The sequence below is a fragment of the Butyrivibrio sp. genome, from assembly GCF_017940685.1.
GTDB lineage: Bacteria > Bacillota > Clostridia > Lachnospirales > Lachnospiraceae > Butyrivibrio.
Map to the genome: position 1 here is coordinate 1 of NZ_JAGAYD010000211.1, position 22,913 is coordinate 22,913.

21 protein-coding genes are annotated in these 22,913 nt (G+C 41.7%); all 21 read right to left on the reverse strand.

The features are described from left to right. Nucleotides 1–170: 170 nt before the first annotated feature. Nucleotides 171–506: a flagellar biosynthetic protein FliO gene (locus J6I68_RS12740; protein WP_292220858.1), complete on the reverse strand. Its 336-nt coding sequence runs from the start codon at nucleotides 504–506 to the stop codon at nucleotides 171–173. A gap of 16 nt (nucleotides 507–522) precedes the next feature. Further along, entirely contained in the window at nucleotides 523–1,761 is a 1,239-nt protein-coding gene (gene fliY / locus J6I68_RS12745; protein ID WP_292220860.1) for a flagellar motor switch phosphatase FliY, read from the reverse strand. A gap of 4 nt (nucleotides 1,762–1,765) precedes the next feature. Next, nucleotides 1,766–2,749 (reverse strand): flagellar motor switch protein FliM, encoded by a 984-nt coding sequence (gene fliM / locus J6I68_RS12750; RefSeq protein ID WP_292220862.1) that lies wholly within the window; start codon nucleotides 2,747–2,749, stop codon nucleotides 1,766–1,768. Between the two features lie 21 nt (nucleotides 2,750–2,770). After that, the gene (locus tag J6I68_RS12755) at nucleotides 2,771–3,313 is read right to left on the reverse strand and encodes a flagellar basal body-associated FliL family protein (RefSeq protein ID WP_292220864.1); all 543 of its coding nucleotides are present in this window, start codon (nucleotides 3,311–3,313) and stop codon (nucleotides 2,771–2,773) included. Between the two features lie 21 nt (nucleotides 3,314–3,334). Continuing rightward, nucleotides 3,335–4,168 (reverse strand): OmpA/MotB family protein, encoded by an 834-nt coding sequence (locus J6I68_RS12760; RefSeq protein ID WP_292220866.1) that lies wholly within the window; start codon nucleotides 4,166–4,168, stop codon nucleotides 3,335–3,337. Further along, the gene (locus tag J6I68_RS12765; RefSeq protein WP_292220868.1) at nucleotides 4,168–4,971 is read right to left on the reverse strand and encodes a motility protein A; all 804 of its coding nucleotides are present in this window, start codon (nucleotides 4,969–4,971) and stop codon (nucleotides 4,168–4,170) included. The genes J6I68_RS12760 and J6I68_RS12765 overlap by 1 nt, the downstream gene beginning before the upstream one ends. 406 nt (nucleotides 4,972–5,377) lie before the next feature. Then, entirely contained in the window at nucleotides 5,378–8,860 is a 3,483-nt protein-coding gene (locus J6I68_RS12770; protein WP_292220870.1) for a flagellar hook-basal body complex protein, read from the reverse strand. Nucleotides 8,861–9,035: 175 nt separating this feature from the next. After that, nucleotides 9,036–9,461 carry a TIGR02530 family flagellar biosynthesis protein gene (locus J6I68_RS12775; protein WP_292220871.1) on the reverse strand — a complete coding sequence of 142 codons (426 nt, stop codon included), beginning with the start codon at nucleotides 9,459–9,461 and terminating at the stop codon, nucleotides 9,036–9,038. A gap of 29 nt (nucleotides 9,462–9,490) precedes the next feature. Next, nucleotides 9,491–10,186 carry a flagellar hook capping FlgD N-terminal domain-containing protein gene (locus tag J6I68_RS12780; RefSeq protein WP_292220873.1) on the reverse strand — a complete coding sequence of 232 codons (696 nt, stop codon included), beginning with the start codon at nucleotides 10,184–10,186 and terminating at the stop codon, nucleotides 9,491–9,493. 18 nt (nucleotides 10,187–10,204) lie between these two features. Continuing rightward, nucleotides 10,205–11,674 (reverse strand): flagellar hook-length control protein FliK, encoded by a 1,470-nt coding sequence (locus tag J6I68_RS12785; RefSeq protein ID WP_292220875.1) that lies wholly within the window; start codon nucleotides 11,672–11,674, stop codon nucleotides 10,205–10,207. A 152-nt stretch (nucleotides 11,675–11,826) separates the two neighbouring features. Then, nucleotides 11,827–14,139: a glycoside hydrolase family 9 protein gene (locus J6I68_RS12790; protein WP_292220877.1), complete on the reverse strand. Its 2,313-nt coding sequence runs from the start codon at nucleotides 14,137–14,139 to the stop codon at nucleotides 11,827–11,829. 19 nt (nucleotides 14,140–14,158) lie between these two features. Beyond that, a complete protein-coding gene (locus J6I68_RS12795; protein ID WP_292220879.1) occupies nucleotides 14,159–15,112 on the reverse strand; it encodes a hypothetical protein in 954 nt (317 codons plus the stop codon). Nucleotides 15,113–15,115: 3 nt separating this feature from the next. Beyond that, nucleotides 15,116–15,571: a flagellar export protein FliJ gene (locus tag J6I68_RS12800; protein ID WP_292220881.1), complete on the reverse strand. Its 456-nt coding sequence runs from the start codon at nucleotides 15,569–15,571 to the stop codon at nucleotides 15,116–15,118. 13 nt (nucleotides 15,572–15,584) lie between these two features. Continuing rightward, a complete protein-coding gene (gene fliI, locus J6I68_RS12805; RefSeq protein WP_292220883.1) occupies nucleotides 15,585–16,943 on the reverse strand; it encodes a flagellar protein export ATPase FliI in 1,359 nt (452 codons plus the stop codon). 12 nt (nucleotides 16,944–16,955) lie between these two features. Continuing rightward, nucleotides 16,956–17,831, reverse strand: a complete 876-nt coding sequence (locus J6I68_RS12810) for a FliH/SctL family protein (RefSeq protein ID WP_292220885.1) — start codon at nucleotides 17,829–17,831, stop codon at nucleotides 16,956–16,958. After that, nucleotides 17,824–18,858 (reverse strand): flagellar motor switch protein FliG, encoded by a 1,035-nt coding sequence (fliG, locus tag J6I68_RS12815; protein ID WP_292220886.1) that lies wholly within the window; start codon nucleotides 18,856–18,858, stop codon nucleotides 17,824–17,826. Before fliG ends, J6I68_RS12810 begins: the two co-directional genes overlap by 8 nt. 42 nt (nucleotides 18,859–18,900) lie before the next feature. Next, nucleotides 18,901–20,520, reverse strand: a complete 1,620-nt coding sequence (gene fliF, locus J6I68_RS12820) for a flagellar basal-body MS-ring/collar protein FliF (RefSeq protein ID WP_292220888.1) — start codon at nucleotides 20,518–20,520, stop codon at nucleotides 18,901–18,903. Nucleotides 20,521–20,564: 44 nt separating this feature from the next. Beyond that, nucleotides 20,565–20,909 (reverse strand): flagellar hook-basal body complex protein FliE, encoded by a 345-nt coding sequence (locus J6I68_RS12825; RefSeq protein ID WP_292220890.1) that lies wholly within the window; start codon nucleotides 20,907–20,909, stop codon nucleotides 20,565–20,567. Nucleotides 20,910–20,931: 22 nt separating this feature from the next. Beyond that, nucleotides 20,932–21,378, reverse strand: a complete 447-nt coding sequence (gene flgC / locus J6I68_RS12830; protein WP_292220891.1) for a flagellar basal body rod protein FlgC — start codon at nucleotides 21,376–21,378, stop codon at nucleotides 20,932–20,934. Between the two features lie 13 nt (nucleotides 21,379–21,391). Then, nucleotides 21,392–21,787, reverse strand: coding sequence for a flagellar basal body rod protein FlgB (gene flgB, locus J6I68_RS12835; protein ID WP_292220892.1), 396 nt, complete (start codon nucleotides 21,785–21,787; stop codon nucleotides 21,392–21,394). A 213-nt stretch (nucleotides 21,788–22,000) separates the two neighbouring features. Beyond that, nucleotides 22,001–22,780 (reverse strand): GTP-sensing pleiotropic transcriptional regulator CodY, encoded by a 780-nt coding sequence (gene codY, locus J6I68_RS12840; protein WP_292220894.1) that lies wholly within the window; start codon nucleotides 22,778–22,780, stop codon nucleotides 22,001–22,003. Between the last annotated feature and the right edge of the window lie 133 nt (nucleotides 22,781–22,913).

Consider the following 22,913-nt stretch of genomic DNA (forward strand, 5'->3'; position numbering starts at 1 on the left):
GGATCAGTTGGCGTAGTATCACTTATGATGTTCTCTGTAGCATGAGAAACCTGTGGCAGAGAAAAGACAAGGAAAGACGCCATTATGACACAAAAAAGTCCAGAAATAATGCCTTTCCTTAGGTATTTCTTGATATATTTACTTGTTTCCTCTCCCCTGTTACTAGCCATTTACTTCTTAATCTCACCTTTGATCTTTTCAAGAATATCCTTAAAGCTTATGTTGTCCTGCGGATTTTCTTCCTTGAAAATAAGGTCCTCCCTGGATACTTCGCCGAGGTTTGTGACCTCGTCTTTTGAAACAGCAATGGCCATATATTTCTGACCAATGCGGACAATCTGAATATATTTTGTACTGGATATTCTGGCAGTCTCTATGATCTCGATATTACCGGTAGCTGTCTTATCTTTTTGAAAATCAGCCATCCACCTGGTAAAAAAATATGTGGCAGCTAAAACTCCAATGAAGATAATAAGCATCACTATAAGCTGCAGATATGAATTCATAGAAAATGCCCCATCCTTACTGAACAATCTCTGTTACGCGGACGCCGAAGCTCTCCTCGATAACAACAACTTCTCCCTTGGCAACAAACTTACCATTTACCAGCACATCAACAGGCTCACCAGCAACCTTATCAAGTTCTATGATGGTACCGGGAGCAAAATCAAGAATATCTGAAATGGGCTTAGCTGTTCTTCCAAGCTCAACGGTAACTTCCAGTGGTACATCCTTGATGATTCCAATATTCTCGCCGCCAGCCATGATGGTGGTACCACCAGCAAAATTCTGGAACTGAGCTGGCTGGATATTCATGTTCATCATCTGAGGTGCCATCTGCATCTGAGGCATTGCCATCTGAGGCATTCCCATCTGTGGCATAGCCATCTGAGGCATTGGCTGCCCCATCATTGAAGGATCCATAGCCGGCATTGGCTGTGGAGCTGCGGCAGCAGGTGCTGGAGCAGGTTCCGGAGCCGGTGCTGGAGCTGGAGCAGATTCCTGATTTGCAGCATCTGCACCAATAACTGTATCCTTCAGGGTCTTGGCAAAATCTATTGGATACAACTGCATAAGAGTTGAATCCACCAGATCGCCAACCTGCATCTTAAAGGAAATCTTTACAAAGGTTCCAGTAAGGAAATCTGCTATATCGGAAGGATCATCATTGATCATCTCAAGAAGTGTAGCCTGTGGCGGGCTGATATCTACCTTCTGATTGATCATGGTTGAAAGAGATGTGGCAGCTGCACCCATCATCTGGTTCATAGCTTCTGAAATGGCAGAAAGCTGAAGCTCTCCAATCTCACCATCTGTATTGGTACCATCACCGCCCATCATAAGGTCAGTGATGACCATAACATCGTGCTCTTTCAGGATAAGAATGTTAGTACCATCAAGACCTACTGTGTATTTGATCTGGATAAATACGCAAGGCCTTTCATAGTTGCTTATAACATTCTCCCAATTAGCAAGTTCAACCTGAGGAGTGGTGATATTTACTTTCTGATTAACCAGAGAGTACAGCGTAGTTGCTGAAGAGCCCATACTAATGTTGGCCACCTCACCAATTGCATCTTTCTCTGAATCAGTAAGGAGCGACTCATCAATATCGCCTCCACCTACTGGTGCTGAAGCTACCGAAGCTTCTGGCGCCCCCATGTCCGAAGGAGCATCTGCAGGCGCAGCATCGCCTCCACCGGTTGGATCCATACCGGCAAGTAAAGCATTAATTTCGTCCTGAGATAACATTCCATCCATGCTCCTACTCTTCCTCCTCTCTCACTACCGACGTAATACGCACGGCATATTTATCTTTTGCAGTACCAGGCAATGCAGTGAATTTAAATATATTTCCTATATAAACCTGCATGTCTGTATTTACTCTGTTATCAAGCCTTATTATGTCTCCGGCCTGTAAATGAACAAAATCATTGACTGATACATTACACCTTCCAAGTACAGCCTTAACCGGAACATCCACATGTCTGACCATAGACTCCAGATAGTCCTGATAATCCTCTTCTGCATTCTTTTGCATAGTTGAAAACCAGAACTTGGTGTTCAGCTTGTCCATAACACTCTCAAGTGTGAAGTATGGCAGACAGACGTTCATAAGACCTTCTGTATCGCCAATCTTAATATTGAGAGTGACAATTGCTATCATATCTGTAGGTGAAATAACCTGTGCAAACTGTGGATTGGTCTCTATCCTCTCCATTACAGGATTGATTGCCACTACATTCTGCCAAGGTTCAACCATAAGCTGCATGCATATGGTGACCAGCTTCTCAATAAGAGGCATCTCAATGTCTGTAAAGGGTCTTGGTTTATCAAGTCCAACTCCCTCTCCGCCAAGCATTCTGTCAATAAATGAAAATCCAATATTGGCCTGAAGTTCCAATATAATGGTTCCCTGTAGAGGCAGAAAACTTATAACTCCCAAGATTACCGGGTTCGAAAGGGCGTTTGAAAACTCTGAATATGTAACTGTTTCAGAGTTAGCTACTGAAACAGAAACGTTCTTTCGAAGATAAATAGGAAGCGTCGTTGATAAAAGACGTCCATAGTGCTCATAGATCATCTCCAGGGTACGCAAGTGCTCTTTCGAGAACTTGGCAGGACGTTTAAAGTCATAATCCTTGACTTTCTTTTCGTCATTGCCCTGCATCTGCTCCATATCAAGCTCACCTGTCGATATCGCCGACAGCAGACTATCTATTTCGCTTTGTGATAGTACTTCGCTCAATGTGAATCTCCTCTAAAAGAATTAGTTATAAAGCACACTAGAAAAGCTTACATCATAGATGAAGTTAGAACCATAAAGCTCCTGAACTTCCTCAAGGATAGTCTCTTTTGCAGTCTCATCCATTCCTGACTGAAGTTCTTCCATAGAATATGATGCAAGGGTATTTGTAACCTTACTCTTAACAAGCTCTTTCATGCTTGCAAGCGATTCTTCTGTACCAAGAGTTGCATAGTCGGCACTTGCTTTGTTCATTGAGAATACAACCTCAACTACCATGTAGTGGCTCTTTCCATCGGCGCCAGCCTTAAGGTTGATGGTAAGCTTTTCATCACCTGTAAAGCCAAAGGTAGCTACATCTGTAACAGCTACAACTCCAGATGCAGATCCTGAAAATCCTCCAGTACTGCCACCGTTAGCTTCAAGCTCCAAAGCTGCAGCTATATCAGAAATAAGATGTGCAGTCTGTGAATTAGTGGTCATGACGCTAAGAAGCATAAATCCTGTCATGGCCAGATTCACTATAAGAAGTGCCAGGATGATTATTGATAACAGATTCTTTTTCATTTGTCCTTATCTCCCCTCAAATTAGTAAGATGCACTCAAAGGATTGTATATCTTGATCTCAACTCTTCTGTTGCGGGCTCTTCCCTCATCAGTAGAGTTATCTGCTATTGGGTCATACTGACCTCTGCCGGTATGAACCAGATTAGCAGGGTCAAGCGTAGTGTTCTCAGTCAGATAATAAAAGATTGTCAGGGCTCTTCCGGATGAAAGCTCATCGTTGTTGGCATATTTTCCGCCGCCGCCCATAGGGATATTATCTGTATGTCCTTCAATCTCAATTGTTCCGCCAGCATAGGACTCAAGTATCTGTCCTACCTTCTCAACTACAGGAAGCGCATCCTCTTTAAGATCCACCTTACCTGAGTCAAAAAGGATCGAGCCCTGGATCGTAAGCTGAACAAACTGACTTGTATAATTGAGGGAAACCATATTGTCGATCTCACCCTCTTCAAGAGCTTCTTCTATCTGCTCTGCCAGCTCTGCTGAAGCTTCAAGCTGCTCAGCTTCAGCTGCTTCCATAAGTTCTTTCTGTTCCATTTCACCAACTGCAGTTTCCTCAGAGTCAGAATCCTCTCCGCTCTGGGCAAGTCCCATGGAAGTAATATATGAAGAAAGCTCTGTGAGCTGGGATACACCATCGCCAATGAGGGCTCCCTGACCAATAGCCATCTCACCGCCAGAAAATACGCTGAAGGCAGAACTAAATGAAGCTGCAACCTCTTCAAACTTTGCTGCATCCATTGTCGCCATGGAGAAAAGCAAAACGAAGAAGCAAAGAAGCAGGTTCATCAGATCACCGAAGGTACCTTGCCACGCGGGGAGGCCGGGTTTAATTTCTTCAGGTTTCTTAGCCATTATTCTCCTCCGCCGTCTCCAGAGCCATTCTCTGCTTCATATGCTGATCTGTCAGCAGGTGACAGGAATGACTTGAGCTTCTCTTCAGTAACACGCGGGTTCTCACCTGCCTGAATAGAAAGCAGACCTTCAATAACTATACTCTTACTCATATACTCAGCATTGCTTCTGGCTTTAAGTTTGTTCTCAGCAGGGTAACAGAACCAGTTAGCCAGAACTGAACCATAGAATGTTGTAATGAGGGCAACCGCCATGGATGGTCCGATAGATGATGGATCAGACATGTTCTGAAGCATAAGAACCAGTCCAAGAAGAGTTCCGATCATACCCCATGAAGGGCCCATACCTGCAACATCTGCAAAGAATGTGTAGTTTTCTTTATGACGTTCAGCCATGGCATCAATTTCAGCCTCCAAGATACTCTTTACAAGTTCTGGCTCAGTACCATCAACTATCAGCATTACTCCTTTTTTCATGAAAGGATCTTCAAGGCCGCTTGCAGCTTCTTCCAATGCAAGAAGTCCTTCTTTTCTGGCTGTGTTGGACAGATCAATGATGCTCTTGATCACAGACTTGGTATCATCAGATGGCATCTTGAAGATCAGTGTGTATGACTTAAGGCCGCTCATAAAACTCTGCATGCTTCTAGATCCCAAAACCGCCATGAAGGCACCACCAAAGGTAATCATCATTGACGGAGCATCCACGAAGTATTTAACGCCTCCAATACCGGCACTAAACACAATACTGAGGATCATAAAGACGAAACACAGTCCTACTCCAAGTAATGAAGCAATATCCACAACATTTCCCCCTTTTATTATTTGAAAATTTCAAAATTTCTAATTTTTTCAGGTGTTTTTGAAATTAAATTTCTAGATACCTTAATTTTAACACTTTTGCACGCCAAAAGCCGCTAAAACTGTTCACATTTTAGACATAATTGCAGCATAATTTCATTTTGGGGATTTCAATTTGAAATTTAATTGAAGATATCCATATTCCCCCACCAACTCATCCTTGACATACCACAACATATAAAAAGGCATAATACTAGATATTGTGGTATCGAACTTATTTTAACACTTTTTGCTGTGGAATACAGTATTAATTGAATAAATTTTTTATGTATTATTTTAAAAAAATTCCCAGGACACAGGTCCTGGGAATTTGATCTGATGGATTTGCCTTTACTGATCTTTCTAATGATTATCTCTTAAGGTTGGTGAGTTCCTCAAGAAGTGTATCTGATACTGTAATGATACGGCTATTAGCCTGGAAACCACGCTGTGTTGTGATCATCTCTGTGAACTCTCTTGAAAGGTCTACATTTGACATCTCAAGTACTCCAGTGTTCATGTAGCCGCCATCTGTTGTAATATCCTGAACAGTTGCTTCTCCAGAGTTAAGAGTTGATGAGTAGAGGTTGTCACCTTCCTTTGAAAGACCAGATGCGTTAGCGAACTGAGCTGATGCAATCTGTCCAAGGAGCTTAGTCTGTCCATTTGAATATGTTGCGTAGATCCTACCGTCAGTTGAGATATTTACGCCATTCATCTCACCTACTGCTCTACCTGTGTTAAGGCTCTTCTTGTCACCCTTAACAGCCTTAACTGTTGAAGATCCGCTGGTGTTGTAGTTTGTAACTGATGAGAAGTCAAATGTCATGTGTCCAGCTACCATCTCTGCAGGGTCATTGTCACCCTTCTGGTAACCAAATGCTTCCATTCCGTAAAGCTCACTCTGATCAAAGATCATGTTTACGAGGCCTTGTCCCTCTGAGTTGTCATTAGCTGAAACAAGGGAACCGTTTGCTGCGTCGAACTTAAGCATGATTGTGTGGCTGCCTGTTGAAAGTTCGATAGACTTAAGGTCTTCACCAATCTTGTATGTTCCGTCTCCGCCGTACGCTCTTGCTTCATCATCGCTAACACCGAAAATCTTCTGAAGGATGCCCTTATTAGCTCCACTTGCTGTTGAAAGAATATCTGAGATATTTCCTTCTGTCGGGAAGTCCTTAGCAATCTCAGTTGGGTTAACTGTCTTGTATGTTACGTTGCCTGTAGTTGAATCAACCTTTGCCTCATAATCAGGGTTGATGTTGTTAGTATCAGTCTGAACATGAGTTACAATCATTCTGCTACCAACCAGCTGAACCTTAAACTCGCTGTCATCCTTAGTTGGATAATCGCCCTTAAGGCTCTCATAAGTTGTTCCATCTGCATAAATCTGTGTAAGAACGCTTTCACTAAGCTGTTCCTTAAGCTGCTCAAGAGTATAAACTCCATCATTACCGCCTGTAAGAACATAACCTTCCTTCAAGGAAGAATTCTTATTTCTAAATACAGATGTTGGTACTCCATACTCATAATTCGTGAAATTAGCTGTCTTAGTATCAGTTACGTGAGTAAATGTCTCGATATCAGCAGTCTTCTCAACTGTGCCAGTATAGGCAACAGTTGCCGTGAATCCTTCGGTTCCTGTAATATTTCTTACTTCATAAGTAATAGTACCACTAGTAACTGAAGTTCCTTCACCAAGGTTCAGTTTAGCAAGAAGAGCAGCTCTATCAGAGTCTGTCATGTCTGTTGCTATATTGATGGTCTGCTGCTTTGAAGCAAGATAATTAGCTAAAGTTTCCCCGGTGTTACAATCTACACTAGTCTCCTCATCGGTAAATCCATTTCCAGAAAACTTGATTGTATATACTTTATTTGTCTCTGAAGCACTTTCCAATTCATACTCAAACGTGAAATTTGAAAAATACGCATCAAGTCTAGCAGAAAGATCTGCTGAAGCATTTGGAAGGCTGCTTCCTACTACAGTTGTTGTCGATGTTCCAGCAGTAGTTAAAACACCAAGTAAATCCTGATAAAGAGAACCAGTAGTAGAATCAACTGCTATGTTTTCTGTATAATTGCCACTAGTAATTGTAATAGAACTGTCAGTATTTAATGTAAGATTAAAAGTATCGCCAAGGGAAGGCATCTGTATTGCTGACTTTAAATCTGTTAATGCACCAGCAGGAAATCCTGTTTCTGTAGGCGAGAATGTTCCCTTAGCATTTCCCTTAATAAGAGCATATAAAGCATTGTCAGAGTCGCTTATCTGAATAGACTTTGTTCCGCTGCCTGCATCAAGATACTTACCGCTGATCTTAAGTTCTCCAGCAGCATTGTATGAATAAGTTGTATCTCCATATACAGTTCCTGCTGGGCTAGTTATAGTTCCTGCTGTTATCTTTCCAAGAAGAGAACTGATTGTATCAGAAGCATAAGTCGTTGATGAAGCCTTGAAATAAGTATCATACTTAGTTCCAAGACCAGCTGTAGGTGTGGATGCAGTTTCTGAAGGGCCCTCGTTAGCAGTTATAGTAAGATCCTTAGAATTCTCATCATAGCTATAATTGTACTTGTCTGCATCTAAAGTAGAAACATCAAGTCCATAAATATTAAGAAGCATGTCAGAATTCAAGCCGCTAAGCTTACCAGTTATTGGATATGCTGGATTATCTGAGTTCGAAGGCATAGCATAACCAAAATGAGTGGTTGGGTTATAGAAATAAGGAATATCATTTGTTGTAGACACATTTGTATATGTCTTGGATGAATCAGTTGTGATCTTTGCATCCTCAGAATTGTAAGTGATTGTCAGAGCATCCTGAGAAATAGTATAAGATGTGATATCGCCATATTTCTCTTTATATGTCGTTTCCTCAAGAGGATATACTTCATCAAGGAATCCGTCTATCTTAAGAAGGTTATCAAGAGTAGTATCTGTGCTCTTAATAGTGTAAGTGTCATATACAGGAGAATTTGCTTCACGCCAGATTGTTGTCTTTCCTTCTACTGGCTCATCAATGTAGTAGCCATCTTCGATCTTGGATGTAACAGTCTCAGTCTTTCCGAATGTTACATGATCAAGTCTGTTTGTCGTTGTTCCATCAGGAAGTGTGATCTCCTGGTTGATTGAATTACCATCAGAATCAAGGATATCTGTCAGCTGAAGTGAGAAAAGATGGTCAGTTCCTGTATCCTTAAGTGTAAATTTACCTGTGTAGAGATAACCCTTGTTGTCATAGAACTCGAGAGTGATTGTCTTACCATCATCAGATGTAACGTTGGTATCGTGGTCGTCGATATTTCCAGAATAGAGAGCCTGAGTTGTTGATGCTGGTGAATATGTAGCATTGTCAGCGCTCATGATCTGAAGAGATGTGATATCGCCGTTCTTATCAACCTTGATCTCACCAGTCTTCTTATCTTCCTTAGCTGCCCAGCCCTGTACGAAGTATCCGTTTGACTGCATAGCAAGGTTACCAGCGCCATCAACGTAGAAAGAGCCGTCTCTTGTGTAGAGGTTTTCCTTACCGTTGTTTACGATAAAGAAAGAGCTACCTGTTATCATGATATCGAATGGGTTATTTGTGGTCTGAGTAGCACCCTGTGACTCAATGGCTGTAGAAATAGCACCAGACTTAGCACCAAGACCGATCTGACGAGCGTTTACACCACCCTTTGTCTCTGATGCGCCAGAAGCTGTCTGAGTTGTCTGATACATAAGATCTGAAAATGTGATTGACTGGGATTTGTAAGATGTTGTGTTAACGTTGGCAATGTTGTTACCAAGAACGTCCATCTTGGTCTGATGTGTACGAAGTCCTGCAACACCAGAATAAAGTGATCTCATCATAAGGCAAAGTCCTCCATCTTTTTAATATGAAAATAAAACATAAATATTCACCAGATATCTATGGATTATTTCCGGATTTCGGACGAAGCTATTTGCGACTGATCCGGCAGTCTGTCCGGATCAAAAGATTTCCTGACGGGAGGCTCTTCTGGCCTTGTATCCCGCTTCGGTCCAATCATGCAATAACTGCTCCGTCTATGTTAGTAAATACATTGTTCTTGTTTTCTGTCTGATCCATTGCTGTTACTACTGTGCTGCTTGGCACATTAACGATAAATGCCAGCTGGTCAACCAGTATCAGTGAATCCTTGATACCCTTTTCTCCTGCCTCGATCTTACCGTGATTTAGTCTTTCCATCTGCTCGCCTGTAAGCTCGATATTTCTCATGCTAAGTCTGTTAAGGGCATGCTTAGAAAACTTAACAGTATCTTCACTGTTATTAATATCGGATGCAACCTTAACTTTATTTAGTACCTGGGCAAAAGAATTTTCTCCTGCAGGCAAAGAATTTTTATCTTTGCCTGCTTTAGGAGTATTAGGATTTAAATATTGATCCTGGACCTGGCCAATGGACATGAACCTTTGATCATCCATTATCATTTATTTGTCCTCCATTTGCAGACTGATGTTTAGACTTCATCAGCCTTCTTAAAGGTTCTGTGCGTATCTTCTCTTATGTCGTCAATTCTGTTTACGTACTGAAGAAGTGATGTGACATAGTTCTTGTTCATGAGATTCTTTGCTTTCTTATCCATTATGTCATTGTAATAAGAGTACATATTGTCGATTGTCTCGCCATGCTCTTCTTCAGTTATCATGTCAAGATTTGGAAGCTTATCAATGGCCTTCTGGAAATCTTCAACAGCTTCAAGTGCATCAACATAATCTGTTGCGAGAACCTGAGATACATTATCAATGTCATAAGCTGTTCCATTGATGTTTAAGTATGCTTTATTACCACTGTAAGTGACATAATCAACAACACCCTGAATCTCTGAAGTTGTACCATTTTCAGCATTTGTCTGAGTGATGACAACTGTTTTGCCAACCATTTCAGATGCTCTCGAAAGAGACATTGCGTTGGCCATGTTTGAAAGCTGCTCAACCTGAGTAAATGTTGCATACTGAGAAATATACTCAGTATTAGATGTTGGCTCCATTGGATCCTGATACTTCATCTGAGCAACCAGGATCTGCATGAAAGCATCCTTATCATATCCATTTGGAGTAGTCTTTGATGCTGCTTTTTGATCTTCTGTCTTTATACCTGAATTAACTACTTCACCATTTTTTATGATTGCACTTACTGAACTTGTATCTGCCATAACTGGTCTCCCCTAAATTTATGCACTGAAGTCAACTGTACTTCCATTTGCTTCCATCATAGATACTGCAATCCTCTCAGCTTCGGTTTCAGGCTCTTCCATTTCATCATCAGATAGCTCTGATAAATTGATCCTTCTAAGACCTTTTACCTTTTTATCCTGTGATGCTTCCCTTGGCTGTCTGTCGCCCTGCTGATCAAGATTTTGCTCAAATCCGTGACTTGCAATTGTGACTTCTACTGAAGTTACCTTGATACCCTGCTCGTTGAACTTTTGCTGAAGCTGTGCCATCTGTGCTTCCACCGCTTCCTTGACGATCTCGTTCTGAGCAGTAAACTTTGCAACTATTCCGTCTTTGCCGCTGGTCAAAAGAATATTCACATGGCCAAGGCTTGCTGGATGAAGCTGCATCTCTATGCTAGTATCTGTTTGAGATTGTGTGATTGTGATTCTTTCCGTGATCTGTCTGATTATATCTTCCATCTGGGTCCTGTCAGTGTAGCTGTTAAATGATGAAGTATCAACTTCAGTTGCTGCATCAGCTATATTGTTCATGACCTGATTGAAAATATTTGTTGACTGAGCTTCGCCTTGAAGATTGCCTTTGTTTTCTCCGCTGTTTTTATTATCAGTTTCAACTACAACAGGCTTTTCTTCTGACTCACTCGGTGTGATCGCCTCAGACACGGATGCGTTTACTTTGCTTAAATCAATTTCTTTTCCAAATTCTTCAGACAGTTCCTCACCGTTTAAAAACTTAGCTGTTTCATCAGCTGAGTTTTCAAGCGCTGCGCCAAATCCCTGCTTGGCGTCTTCAATCGCTGTCTGTAATTCCTCTTCTGATAGATCGAACTCGTTCATAAGTCCGCTCTTCATACTCTCCGCACCCTCCATGAGGTCCTGCAGTGATGTATATATATCAGAATCTGTGATAAGATCGATTACTTCGCCCTGTCCCTGAATCTCTGTCACCAGCTGTGTTAAGTTTGCCGGATCTAAAAGATCTACAGCCATGAGGCCAAGTATTTGCATTGCATCTACTATTTCCTCTTCAGAGATATCAAAAGTTTCTGCAATCTGGGAGATGATCTCTTCTCCTGCTTCGTTAATGGCTTCCTGCAGCTCTTCATTAACTTCTGTATTACCTGTTTCATTTGTAGCAATCACCTGACTCTCAGTAACCTCATTTGCTTCAGATGCATTTTCTAAATCAGCATTTGTGTTATTTGCCTGATCTTTGAGGTTAACTGTGTTTGTATCGGTGGCATTTGTCTCTTTTGCACCAGCTAGCTGTTTGTTTACATCCTTTGAAACATCTACTGTTTTGGTCTGAACAAAAGTATCGGAAACCTTGTTCAAAATGTTGTCAAAGTTTGTAATCGCCGCATTGGAAGAATTCTTCGAAGTAGAGACATTTGAAACATTTGCTGCAGCGCCCTGTGTCATGTAAGCAGCAACCATGCTTACTGCACTGTTTGCACCGCCCATCTAGATCCTCCTTTCAATATTAAGTTTAAACCTAAGGCATAATTTGCCTATAGTCTTACGCTATGTATATCGGATATTAAAATGTATACTTAACCCTAAAATCAGATTTTTTTAAAAAAGCTGTGACAAATTAGCCACAGCTTTTTCTTATATTAGTTTTCTTGAGCTATTTCAGCTGCAAGTAGATATATTAGAGGAGAATTCCAGTAAATTGTGATCTCATTTGTGGAATAACTCTGGGAATTATCAGCATAACACTTGGCACTTGGCGCACCCTGAAGCACGTTCTGAACATAAGCATCATTAAGTCCGCTGTTTGGTCCACCCACAAGCATTCCAGGAACAGTTACTCCCATAGCCTGTGAAGGTCTGTGGTGAGGGTGATCCGCGTAGGTTGTTCCAAAACCAGTAAGGAAGGAATAACCTGTTGAGTTATTGCCAAAGAGATAATTAAGCTGCATATCAGCAACATTCTTATTAACCTTGTCAACAAGCCCGTTCATTATAAACAAATACTCACCATTATTGGCGATTGTAAGGTTACTGCCCCATGGGTAAGCCCCAACAATTGATGATCCATAAGAATACTTGGCAGAGTTTGAAATAACTTCATTTGAGTATTTGGAAGCTTCCTGCCTGACTAAATCCTGAGTCTGGGCATCCTGTCCATCAGCTGAAAGATATGCATATCCGCCATAGCCTGCAACTCCCTGCCATCCAAGAGAATAGCCGTTGTCAGGAAGTACTGTTTTTAAAGACTCTTCATAAGTCTTATCTCCTGTGGTCTTATAAAGCTCAGCATAAGCCCAGAATCTCTCATCAATATCGCATACATCTTCATACTCGCCGGTTGAGATGTCTGAAGGATTCTTGTAACCTACTGTATCTGTTTCAGTCTTATCAATGTAGGTGGCAGCCTTTTTAGCTGCTTCAAGGCATATATCAGCATACTCTTTATCGATATCCGAATATACACGGCTTGCCATTGCCATAACGCCTGCAAGATCTGCTGTAGCGGTTGTTGTTACCGACATGATAACAAGCTCTTCCGTCTCATCCTCAGGCATTATCTCACCAGGGAAGTTTCTGCATGTTACCTTGTGGTAAACACCTCCGTCATCTCTTTGCATCTTTAAGAGCCAGTCAAGCTCGTACTTAGCTTCATCAAGGATGTCCGGGATACCATTTCCGCTTTCAGGAATACCAACATTATCATCAAATACATCAGGATAATTCTCATATGCAAGAAGAAGGTCAGCTACAGCCTTGGCTCCTGCTACAGAGTATCTTCCGTAGTCGCCTGCATCGTGCCATCCGCCTGTTACATCAAGACTCTTTGACCTGTCCTCATAAAGGACAGAACTTTGTGTATGGCATACCGGATGAGCAAAATCACCTGCCAGATCCTTGGATAGTCCGGTTCCGCACCTCTGGTAATAAAGCATTTTAATAGATGCCTTAAATGCTTCATTATAAACATCGGAAGAAATCTTAAAGGAAGGAGAAACCACGCCTCCAGCTTCCACATGGTACGTTCCTTCATCCTTTATATCCGAGAAATTAAAGATAGCCTCTTTATCTCCAGTGTCAGGATCATCTATGCTACTTCCAATTTTCTTTTCAAATACTGTTTCCCCGGTAGCTTCGTTAATAAGATCTGCGCTTCCAGTAAGAGCTGCTCCTCTTAAGGTGGCGCTCTTATATGCTGAAGGAAGATATCCGATCTGATTTACAGCAATATCAGGAATATCAACCGCCCAGTTTCCAGCTACTCTGTTTGTTGCATCTTCAAGGGTAAGGATGACGTTACTAAGATATACGTGATGCTCAGGAGTTTTACTATCCATGCCTCCTATAGCACCCATATTAAAGCAAAACCTGGGAGCAGGATCTCCAGTCTCATTCATGGTGAAGGTGTATTCATAGTGCTGTTTATCCTTGCCAACTGTTACATTTTCAAGATAGTAAGCGTGATAATCTCCACCATTTAACTGAAATCTCATTTCCAGGATCTTACCATTCACATCTGATGAAGCATCAAAAGAAATTTTGTAAACACATCCTTCTTCCAGAGAAAATCCATCATGATACAGCTGAACTCCATGAGCTACAGTACCAACGCTCTTTATATCAACATCAAGTTCGCCATCTCCATTCACACTAAGTTCCGCATTACCATTTTGGCAAAACGTATACCAGGGATCAGTTCCTTCCGAAAAATCACCATTCTTCAACATGTTCTCCCCAGTGACAAGTGCTGAATTATCTTCTTTTTCATTATCCTTAGTAACTGCTTCTTCAGATGTTTCTGAAGTACAGCTTTCAGTAGTAACTTCTGTACTTTCTTCTTTTGATTCCTGCTCAGTAACTTCCTGAGCCGAATCCGGTGATTTAGCTGCAGCACAGCCGATCACAGAAGCACTGATGACCATAACAAGCAGCAACGCCAAAAACTCTTTCTTCATAACACTCTCCTCAAGCATTTTAGCCAGTAACCTTAGTAGATTTATTCTCAAGTGAAGTTGGCTCTAAAAGCTGTGTTAGCTTGGCTGCATTCCCTTCCTCCATGGCTGCCAGAATATCTCCCCTTGTTTCAACACTCATCTGCGCCAGTATCTTAGCAACCAGTGTGATCTGATTTTCTTTTACCATCTCATCAAATATCTTGGCAGCGGACTTAGCTTTCATGCCTGAATAGGTGGTTGCAAAAGCCTTTATTGCCGCATCATCAGCCTGACCCTGAATGATCTTTTTATATATCTCTGCTGCGTTGTCAGGATCGATCATCTCATAGTAAGCCTGATACTGCTCAGCATCAGGAGCATTTTCCCCATATACTATTTCTTCATAGAACTTGGCCTTTTCCTCATAAAAGGACTTTTGCTGCTGTTCAAAAGGTTCAAGCCGTGCTACTTCTGCTTTAAGTTTTTCGTTTTCAGCAGTCAGCGCACTGTTTTGCTCCATTTCTGATTGAAGAGCCTTTTCAAGTCTCTTGATATAGGCAAGGGCGTCATCCAAGGTAGATAGACTTGCCCCTTCCTGAGTGCCATCTGTTACCATGGTGCCATCAACAACAACCGGAGTGGTTTCAGTCTCTTTTTGAACTGATCCATCAGGAAGTATCAGGTTGAGGTAAGGAACGTCCTTGATAAGGGGAGCCAGGATATCTGAACCAAAGCCTCCCACATCCAGCTTCACCAAAAGAGCCATGATAGCAAGCCAGATCAGTATGATCAGGAATGTGATAACCAGTGTTGCCAGACCACCTGCGTTGTCGCCGTTAATTTCAGCAGTCCTGTCGGCAAATTCTCTCTCCTGTTCCTTCTGGGCTTTTCTTTGTTCCTTCAGCTTTTTTGCATATTCTTTTTTATCTGCTTTTAGCTTGGCCTTCGCCGCTTTGGGATCTTCCGGGCCATTTAATAAACTGGTATCAGCCATTTATTATTCTTCCTTTTGTCTTTGTGCGTAGGTAAAGCTGCTTCTCTGGTCGTTTTCTTTTGCTTCTTCCTGTTTCTGCTCCTCAAGAAATTCTGCAAATGCCCTCTCTCTTAAGGATTCCTGCATCTTTCTTTCCTGGACATTTCTTGTAAGTTTAACTCTCACTTTTTCAACACGCTCTTCATACTGCTTTACTACCATGGACTGCTGTTTTATCATGACGTCCATTTGAGCAGTGGCATACTGATTATCCAGGATATCCTGAAGCTTTAATGAATCTTCATTTCGAAGTTCTTCCGCTTCCCTTAAGTATCTCTCTTTTCTCTTAACATATTCATCCAGTATATCAAGCTGCTGATTAAGCTCATTCTGAGCCAGTGCAAACTCCATTTTTGTCTGATTTTCAGTCTGCTGCTTGATATTTAGAACGCTCTGCATTCTATAAACAAATCTTGCCATAAACCATCATCTCTTAATCCGCAAACATATTGATCAGCTGGGACCTTATTTCTTCAAAAGAAAATTTCTCATCAGTCTCCTGCATAAGAAAAGCGTTAACCATCTCTATCTTAGAAAGAGCATAGTCGATATTTTTGTTGGCGCCGCTTCTATAAGCACCTATATTGATAAGGTCCTCTGCGTCATTATATGTAGCCAGAACGTTTTTTAGCTTACCTGCAGCCTTCTTGTGCTCAGGATCAGCAATAGCTGACATACATCTTGAAATGCTGGCAAGAACATCTATAGCCGGATAATGGTTCTTTTGCGCGAGCTTACGATTAAGTACAATATGGCCATCCAGGATACCTCTGGCGGTATCTGTGATAGGCTCGTTCATGTCATCACCATCTACAAGGACTGTGTATAGTCCCGTGATGGATCCGCTTCGAGACCTTCCTGCCCTCTCAAGGAGCTTGGGCATCTCGGCGTAAACTGAAGGCGGATAACCTCTTGATACCGGCGGTTCTCCTGATGCAAGACCGATTTCCCTCTGGGCCATTGAAAAACGGGTAAGGGAATCCATCATCAGGAGTACGTCTTTTCCCTTATCTCTGAAATACTCAGCTATGGATGTGGCTGTCTTGGCAGCCTTAAGTCTCTCAAGGGCTGGTTTATCTGATGTAGCACAGACAACAATGGACCTTTGCATACCCTCTTCACCAAGGTCTCTTTCTATGAACTCACGAACCTCCCTGCCACGCTCTCCAATAAGGGCTATGACATTGATGTCTGCCTGGGTATTCCTTGCAAACATTCCAAGAAGTGTGGACTTACCAACACCAGATCCTGCAAAAATGCCTATACGCTGGCCCTTACCTACAGTAAGAAGGCCGTCAACAGCCTTAACTCCAAGAGAAAGAACTTCTGAAATAGGATCTCTTGTCATGGGATCCGGAGGCTGGTTTTCAACAGAATACGCAATACCGCCTTCAAGAGCAGTTCCCTGGCCGTAGCTGGTTCCATCGATCCTTCCAAGACCATCAAGGGTCTTTCCAAGAAGACCTTCACCCACGCTTACTCGAAGCGGTGAATCAGTGTTTTCAACAATACTTCCATTTCCAATTCCACTGGTGTTTTCATAAGGCATCAGCTGGACATGGCCATCCTTAAAGCCAACAACTTCAGCCATAGATGGTTTTGCCACAAACTCAGTAAGGGACTCATTATCTTTTTTCTTGGGATAAATAAGGCAGATATCACCAAGCTTGGCATCAGGTCCTGCTGACTCGATAGTAAGTCCTATTACATTGACCACCTTACCTCTTGTCCGGTAAAATGGAGCATTTTGCATTTTTTTGTATTTAGATAGATCAACTGAAGAAACAAGCATCTTTGTCCACCGTTATCTTCTTTTTCTGTCAAAGGACAAAAGCTTAAGCTTTCTTGATATCTCTGACAGCTCCACGCCGAGACTGCAGTCAAACACTCCGCTGTCAGACTCGATCATGCATTCATTTTCTTTAAGAAGCGGATCTTCTATTATCTCCATTGTAGTATTAGGAGATGTTACGCAGGCATTTAATGCTTCCTTTTCATCCATGATGTCATCATAGTCATCTGAAGAAACATGAACAATAAGGTCCTTGCCTGGTTCTATTCTCGAAAGAGTGGTCTTTAAAAGATGAAGTATGATTCCCTTATCTTCCCTTAGTTCGATATTAAAAACATGCTCATAGATCTGGGTAAGAACATCAACCATCTCAGGCTCAAGTTCATCAACGATCTGCTGATATTCCTTTTCAAGGTCACCCCTTTGCTGATCGATCTCATCCTTAAGGGCCTGAGCAGCCATAGCGCCTTCCTGATAGCCCGCCTGATATCCCTCATCATGCCCCCTTTGCATGGCATCCTGCATTATGGCATCTGCCTGTTGCTGGGCATTCTGAATGATCATATCTGCCTGCTCCTGAGCCTGCTGAATCTTAAGATCCATCTCAGCCTGCATTGCCTCCATATCAAACTGAGGATCAGGAACTGGCTCTAGCATACTCTGATCCTCTGTTAATTGGGAAAGCTGTTCCATCTCAATACCAGGAATAAAGTCCTCCCCCGATTGCATGTCCGGATAGTTGTCCTCCTGGACCATCTGGGTTCTTTGACGTTTAAGTTCCTGTTCCTGAAACGCTTCGATCTTTTTATTGGCAAGGTCATTATTATCAATGATCCTGGTTTCTGTGCTGTCGTAGGTTACGTAACCAGCTTTAAAAAGATTAGACAACTAGTTCATCACCTCCACCTCTGGAGATTACGATCTCACCAGAATCCTCAAGCTTTCTGATGACATTTACGATCTTCTGCTGAGCTTCTTCGACGTCCTTCATACGTACAGGTCCCATGAAGTCCATATCTTCCTTGATCATAGCAGCAAGACGCTTAGATAGGTTATTGAAGATCGCGGTCTGTACCTGCTCAGTAGCACTCTTACATGCAAGAGCAAGGTCAGAATTCTCAACTTCACGCAGCACTCTCTGGATAGAACGGTCGTCCAGAAGAAGGATATCTTCGAATACGAACATCTTCTTTCTGATCTCGTCTGCCAGCTCTGGCTCTTCGATTTCCAGTGTCTCCATAATATGTTTCTCTGTGGCACGGTCTACAGTATTGAGGATTTCTACAACTGCATCTACACCGCCAATAATGGTGTAATCCTGGTTTACAAGAGAAGACAGCTTTGATTCCAATACTTTTTCTACCTCTTTTATGGTATCCGGACTTGTTCTGTCCATGGATGCAATACGCTTTGTTACATCAGCCTGTCTGTCAGGCGCCAGAGCAGAAAGGATCATAGCACTCTGGGATGCTGACATATAGGAAAGAATAAGGGCAATTGTCTGAGGATGCTCATCCTGTATGAAGGTAAGAAGCTGTGATGGCTCAGTTTTACGGATAAATTCAAAAGGCTTAACCTGAAGTGATGCAGTAAGCTTACTGATAACATCAAGAGCCTTGTCTTCACCAAGGGCTTTCTCAAGAAGCTCTTTAGCATAGGTGATACCGCCTTCAGCAATGTACTGCTGAGCAAGACAAACGCCGTAAAACTCTTCAAGGACAGCTTCCTTGATCTGAGATGTGACACTTCTTGTGTTGGCAATTTCAAGTGTCAGCTCCTCAATTTCCTCTTCCTTGAGATGCTTAAATATGGCAGATGATTTTTCTGGCCCAAGTGCGATCAGCAAAATCGCTGCTTTTTGTGTTCCTGTAAAATCGGCGATCAAGGGATTTCCGCCAGTGTCCATGTCATTCATAACAATTCCCTCACAAAAACTTTTTTAATAAAGAGCAAATGATCAGCCGTAATCCTCATTGAGCCAATTCCTAAGAAGTGTTGCAGCAGCTTCAGGATTCTCATCCACAAACTTCTCAATAAGTCTCTTTGTCTCAGATCCTGTATCCATCTCAATATCAGTGAGTACTTCCTCAGGTGTAGACTCAAGAAGCTGCTCAACAGATAGCTGTTCTGGCTGTTCCGGCTCCTCTTCTGTCTTCTTGGAAGTCCACATACTTCTTATGATGATGAATGCCAAAAGTCCAAGGATCACAAGGATCAGCACGATCTGAAGTATATCTGTGACAGTTATGTTTGCACCTGTTCTGTCAAAGAACACATACTCTGTATATGCTGCCATAGCAACATTTTCCGCCTTGATACCAGTAGCTTTTGAAACTACATTTATCATCTCTTCCGGAACTTCTATTGCTACAGGCTGTGTATTGCCAGCCTTGAAATCCTCCCAGGTAGCGCCATCGTGATCATCAGGCTTATAGTCTTCCTGCTTCATAACAAGATAGTTTATCGCAGTAACAGAAATCGAAGATTCATTGTATTTTATGGCACCTGGTACACTTGATTCAGTGGTTATCTTCTCATTTGGAAGATAGTCCCTCGACTCCTCAGTAATTGATGACGTGGAGTTGGTATCATCCAGCGTAACATAAGTCGTCTCATCATCTGCATTGGAGTCAGTTCCAGGAATACCACTTATTCCGTTAACATTTTCAGCGTTATAGGTATCCTCATGACTTAACACACCCTGTGTCTGGTCCTCTGCAGGAGTATACTGATGATCTGTTACTTCCTTTTTCGAAAAATCCATCACCAGGTTACTTGCAACCTCAATATTGTCATACAGCTTGGTTCCAAGCAAAACCTTTTTAACCTCAGACTTAACAAGCTGCTCTGCCTTTGCTTTGACAGACAGCTGCGTTGATGCAAGGCCTGAAGTTGTTGTATCTTCTCCTCCGGAAAAGAGCATGTTGCCTTCCGTATCAAGAATAACAATATTATCAGTATTTTCGTTACCGACAGCTACAGCAACAGCTTTTGCTAAAAAGGCAGCATTCTCTTCATCAAACTTACCGTCTTCGCTTATCTGCAATAGGATCCAGGCAGAAGCCTCTTCCTGATTACCTATAAGTGTTCCATCATTGTCGGGGATATTAAGCTGCACATTGGCCGATTTGATAGCATCAAACTTTGAGATAAAGTCCTGTTCAAGTCTGCTTTCCAGATAAAGCACGTATTTCTTTTGCTTGTCTGATTCTGTAGTTGAAAAGCTTCCATTGGTAACATTGTCGATGCTGTATGCATAGGACTGGATGTCATTGGCACCCAAAAGAAGACTGGCATTTCCCTGATCCTTTTTAAGAACCCGGAACTCCAATCCATCGTCTGACATTTTATAATTTACCACATTGGAATCAAGGAGTTCCTTGATCTCGGAAGCCTCCTTGGTAGAATTGGCATTAACCAAAGTAACGTACTGTGGCTGATTTAAAACAGACACCAAAATTATGATGGTAAGCAGTACAACCGTGCTGGCACCTATTATCAAGGTCTTTTGCCTGGCTGTAAACGCATTCCACCAATCGAGAACTTTCTGCCAAATAGCCCTAAATCTTTCTGGCATATTTCTCCCTCCCCTCTATTACTAAAACACACTAAACAGAAGAATCAGATCTGCATCTGTGTAAGCTCTCTGTATGCAGAAAGAGCTCTGTCTCTGATTGCAACTGTATACTGCAAAGTTGTGCTGGCTTTCTGAAGCGCTATGGAAAGATCATGGGTATTATCAGTCTGCCCCAAAGCCCATTTGATCTCTTCATTTTCTGCATCTGACAAATAAGCATTGGTTGTAGAGATATTATCAACTACCGCTTGGAAAATGTTCTTAAAAGATTCGTCATTTCCGTCCCCTGAATCGCCAAGAACATTGTAAACTTTGCTATTTGTCTTTTCTGCATGCCTTATCACATCACTACTAACATTTCTAAGTTGAGAAATATCAAGAGATGCCATAATCCCCTCCTAAAGCTATTTATCAATTAGTGCCAAGGTCCAGTCCCCTGGTTGCAAGGTTCTTACTTGCATTAAAGGCAGTTACATTGGCCTCATAAGAGCGGCTTGCATCTATGAGGTTAGTCATTTCTGTAACTGTATTGACATTAGGATATGTAACATAGCCATACTCATCCGCATCTGGATGGGATGGATCGTAAACTATATTCATCTGAGTCCAGGTATCGTCCTGAACGGATGAGACTTTAACGCCTCTTCCTGAATAATGATCAAGCCTTTCATTAAGGATCCTGGAAAATGGAGTCTGAGTGCCCTTCTCTGAAAAAGTAACAACCTTCCTCACATATGGTGTCCCATCTGCTGTCCTTGTAGTATTGGAATTGGCTATATTCTCAGAGATTATATCCATACGGAATCTCTGAGCAGTCATACCTGATGAATTTATATTAAAAGAATCAAATATGCTCATCTAGCACCTCCTATCATGAAGACTTGGTAACCATGGCCAAAGTACTGAACTCATGCTTAAGTCCCGACATAAGTCCCTGATACTTTAACTGGTTAGCTGCAAGCATAACGTTTTCAGTATCAATATCAACGTTATTTTTATCAGTCCTATAAGAAAAGCCTGAATAATCGTTGACAACCCTGGCCTCAAGGTGCTTGTTCTTAAGATTCGCAACCTTCTCATCCATGGTCTTGTATCTGTTGTGACCAAGAGCCCTCTCAAGCTCATCCTCAAAATTGAGATCCTGCCTCTTATAGCCTGGTGTGTCAACATTGGCAATGTTATTGGCAATTATCTCGTTTCTGGTCCAGGCTGCATCTGAAGCCTTGTCCATAACATTAATGTAATCAAATACATTGCTATTAATCACAGACCCACTCCTCCTTATTATTCTATTTAATAATAAAATCTTTTTATGTAAATTACAAGCATAATATACTTTATATTGTGTTTTTTGAACTTTGCCTACACAAAATCTATGTAAAAAACAAAGAAAGGATTTACCATACCATATCTGATAAATCCTTTCATCATATTTCACATCCATGTCGCTGTTATTGTTTATACAATATACATCGGCAAATTATATTTCCTGCTTTAGTTTTTTGATCTCACCAAATACCACATCGTTGGTAACCTTGATGTAAGTGCCCTTCATTCCTGAAGATCTGGATTCTATTACCCCGGCGCTCTCAAATTTTCTTAAGGCGTTTACGATGACGCTTCTTGTAATACCAACCCTGTCAGCAATCTTGCTGGCAACCAGTACACCTTCCATTCCATCAAGTTCATCAAATATGTGGATGATAGCCTGCATTTCAGAGAAGGAAAGGGTTCCAATAGCCGATTTAACAACTGCGAGCTTTCTGCTCTCTTCGGCATTTTCTTCATTTACAGCTCTTAGCATTTCAAGACCAACAACTGTAGTTCCATACTCGCAAAGGATAATGTCGTCAATGTCATAAGGCTTGTCAGTCTTATAGATAAAGAGTGTTCCAAGCCTTTCACCTGCAATTTCGATGGGTGTGATGATAGCCTGGAACTTGGAGGAATCAACACCTTCAAATCCCAAAGTCTCAAGATTGACATTTTCTTTGGTAGAAAGAATTGTCAGAAGCCTTTCATTTAGCATCGGATCTATGAAAGAGCCTACGCTGCAGGATAAAAGGTTACTGATGGACTCAACATCATTACTCTCACCAATTCCTAATACTTTACCCTTTTTGCTGATAACAAACATGTTTGAGGATAAAATGTCACACAAGACCCTGCATATGTCGTTGAAAACCACTTTCCCAGAATTGCTTGTATGAAGAAGCTTTCCTATTTTTCGAGTCTTATCCAGTAGTTGCACACTACTCATCAGAATTCTCCTTTTTAACGTTTTTCCCCATTGTGTAAAGGAACGATGATATTTACGAAATAGCGTCAATATATGTCCCTACACTATTTGTATCATATCACAAAAAAATAGGCGCTTCAAACAATAAAGCGCC

Excerpts from the sequence above, each read along its gene's own strand:
- J6I68_RS12785 (WP_292220875.1), bottom strand. The coding sequence starts at position 11,674 with ATGGGCGGTGCAAACAGTGCAGTAAGCATGGTTGCTGCTTACATGACA.
- J6I68_RS12755 (WP_292220864.1), bottom strand. The coding sequence starts at position 3,313 with ATGAAAAAGAATCTGTTATCAATAATCATCCTGGCACTTCTTATAGTG.
- codY (WP_292220894.1), bottom strand. The coding sequence starts at position 22,780 with ATGAGTAGTGTGCAACTACTGGATAAGACTCGAAAAATAGGAAAGCTT.
- J6I68_RS12770 (WP_292220870.1), bottom strand. The coding sequence starts at position 8,860 with ATGATGAGATCACTTTATTCTGGTGTTGCAGGACTTCGTACACATCAG.
- fliI (WP_292220883.1), bottom strand. The coding sequence starts at position 16,943 with ATGCTTGTTTCTTCAGTTGATCTATCTAAATACAAAAAAATGCAAAAT.
- flgC (WP_292220891.1), bottom strand. The coding sequence starts at position 21,378 with ATGAGCATATTTGATTCTTTTAATATAAATTCATCAGGTATGACTGCT.
- fliF (WP_292220888.1), bottom strand. The coding sequence starts at position 20,520 with ATGCCAGAAAGATTTAGGGCTATTTGGCAGAAAGTTCTCGATTGGTGG.
- J6I68_RS12740 (WP_292220858.1), bottom strand. The coding sequence starts at position 506 with ATGAATTCATATCTGCAGCTTATAGTGATGCTTATTATCTTCATTGGA.
- J6I68_RS12760 (WP_292220866.1), bottom strand. The coding sequence starts at position 4,168 with ATGGCTAAGAAACCTGAAGAAATTAAACCCGGCCTCCCCGCGTGGCAA.
- J6I68_RS12780 (WP_292220873.1), bottom strand. The coding sequence starts at position 10,186 with ATGGCAGATACAAGTTCAGTAAGTGCAATCATAAAAAATGGTGAAGTA.
- J6I68_RS12800 (WP_292220881.1), bottom strand. The coding sequence starts at position 15,571 with ATGGCAAGATTTGTTTATAGAATGCAGAGCGTTCTAAATATCAAGCAG.
- J6I68_RS12795 (WP_292220879.1), bottom strand. The coding sequence starts at position 15,112 with ATGGCTGATACCAGTTTATTAAATGGCCCGGAAGATCCCAAAGCGGCG.
- J6I68_RS12790 (WP_292220877.1), bottom strand. The coding sequence starts at position 14,139 with ATGAAGAAAGAGTTTTTGGCGTTGCTGCTTGTTATGGTCATCAGTGCT.
- fliG (WP_292220886.1), bottom strand. The coding sequence starts at position 18,858 with ATGAATGACATGGACACTGGCGGAAATCCCTTGATCGCCGATTTTACA.
- J6I68_RS12825 (WP_292220890.1), bottom strand. The coding sequence starts at position 20,909 with ATGGCATCTCTTGATATTTCTCAACTTAGAAATGTTAGTAGTGATGTG.
- J6I68_RS12775 (WP_292220871.1), bottom strand. The coding sequence starts at position 9,461 with ATGATAATGGATGATCAAAGGTTCATGTCCATTGGCCAGGTCCAGGAT.
- fliY (WP_292220860.1), bottom strand. The coding sequence starts at position 1,761 with ATGGATGGAATGTTATCTCAGGACGAAATTAATGCTTTACTTGCCGGT.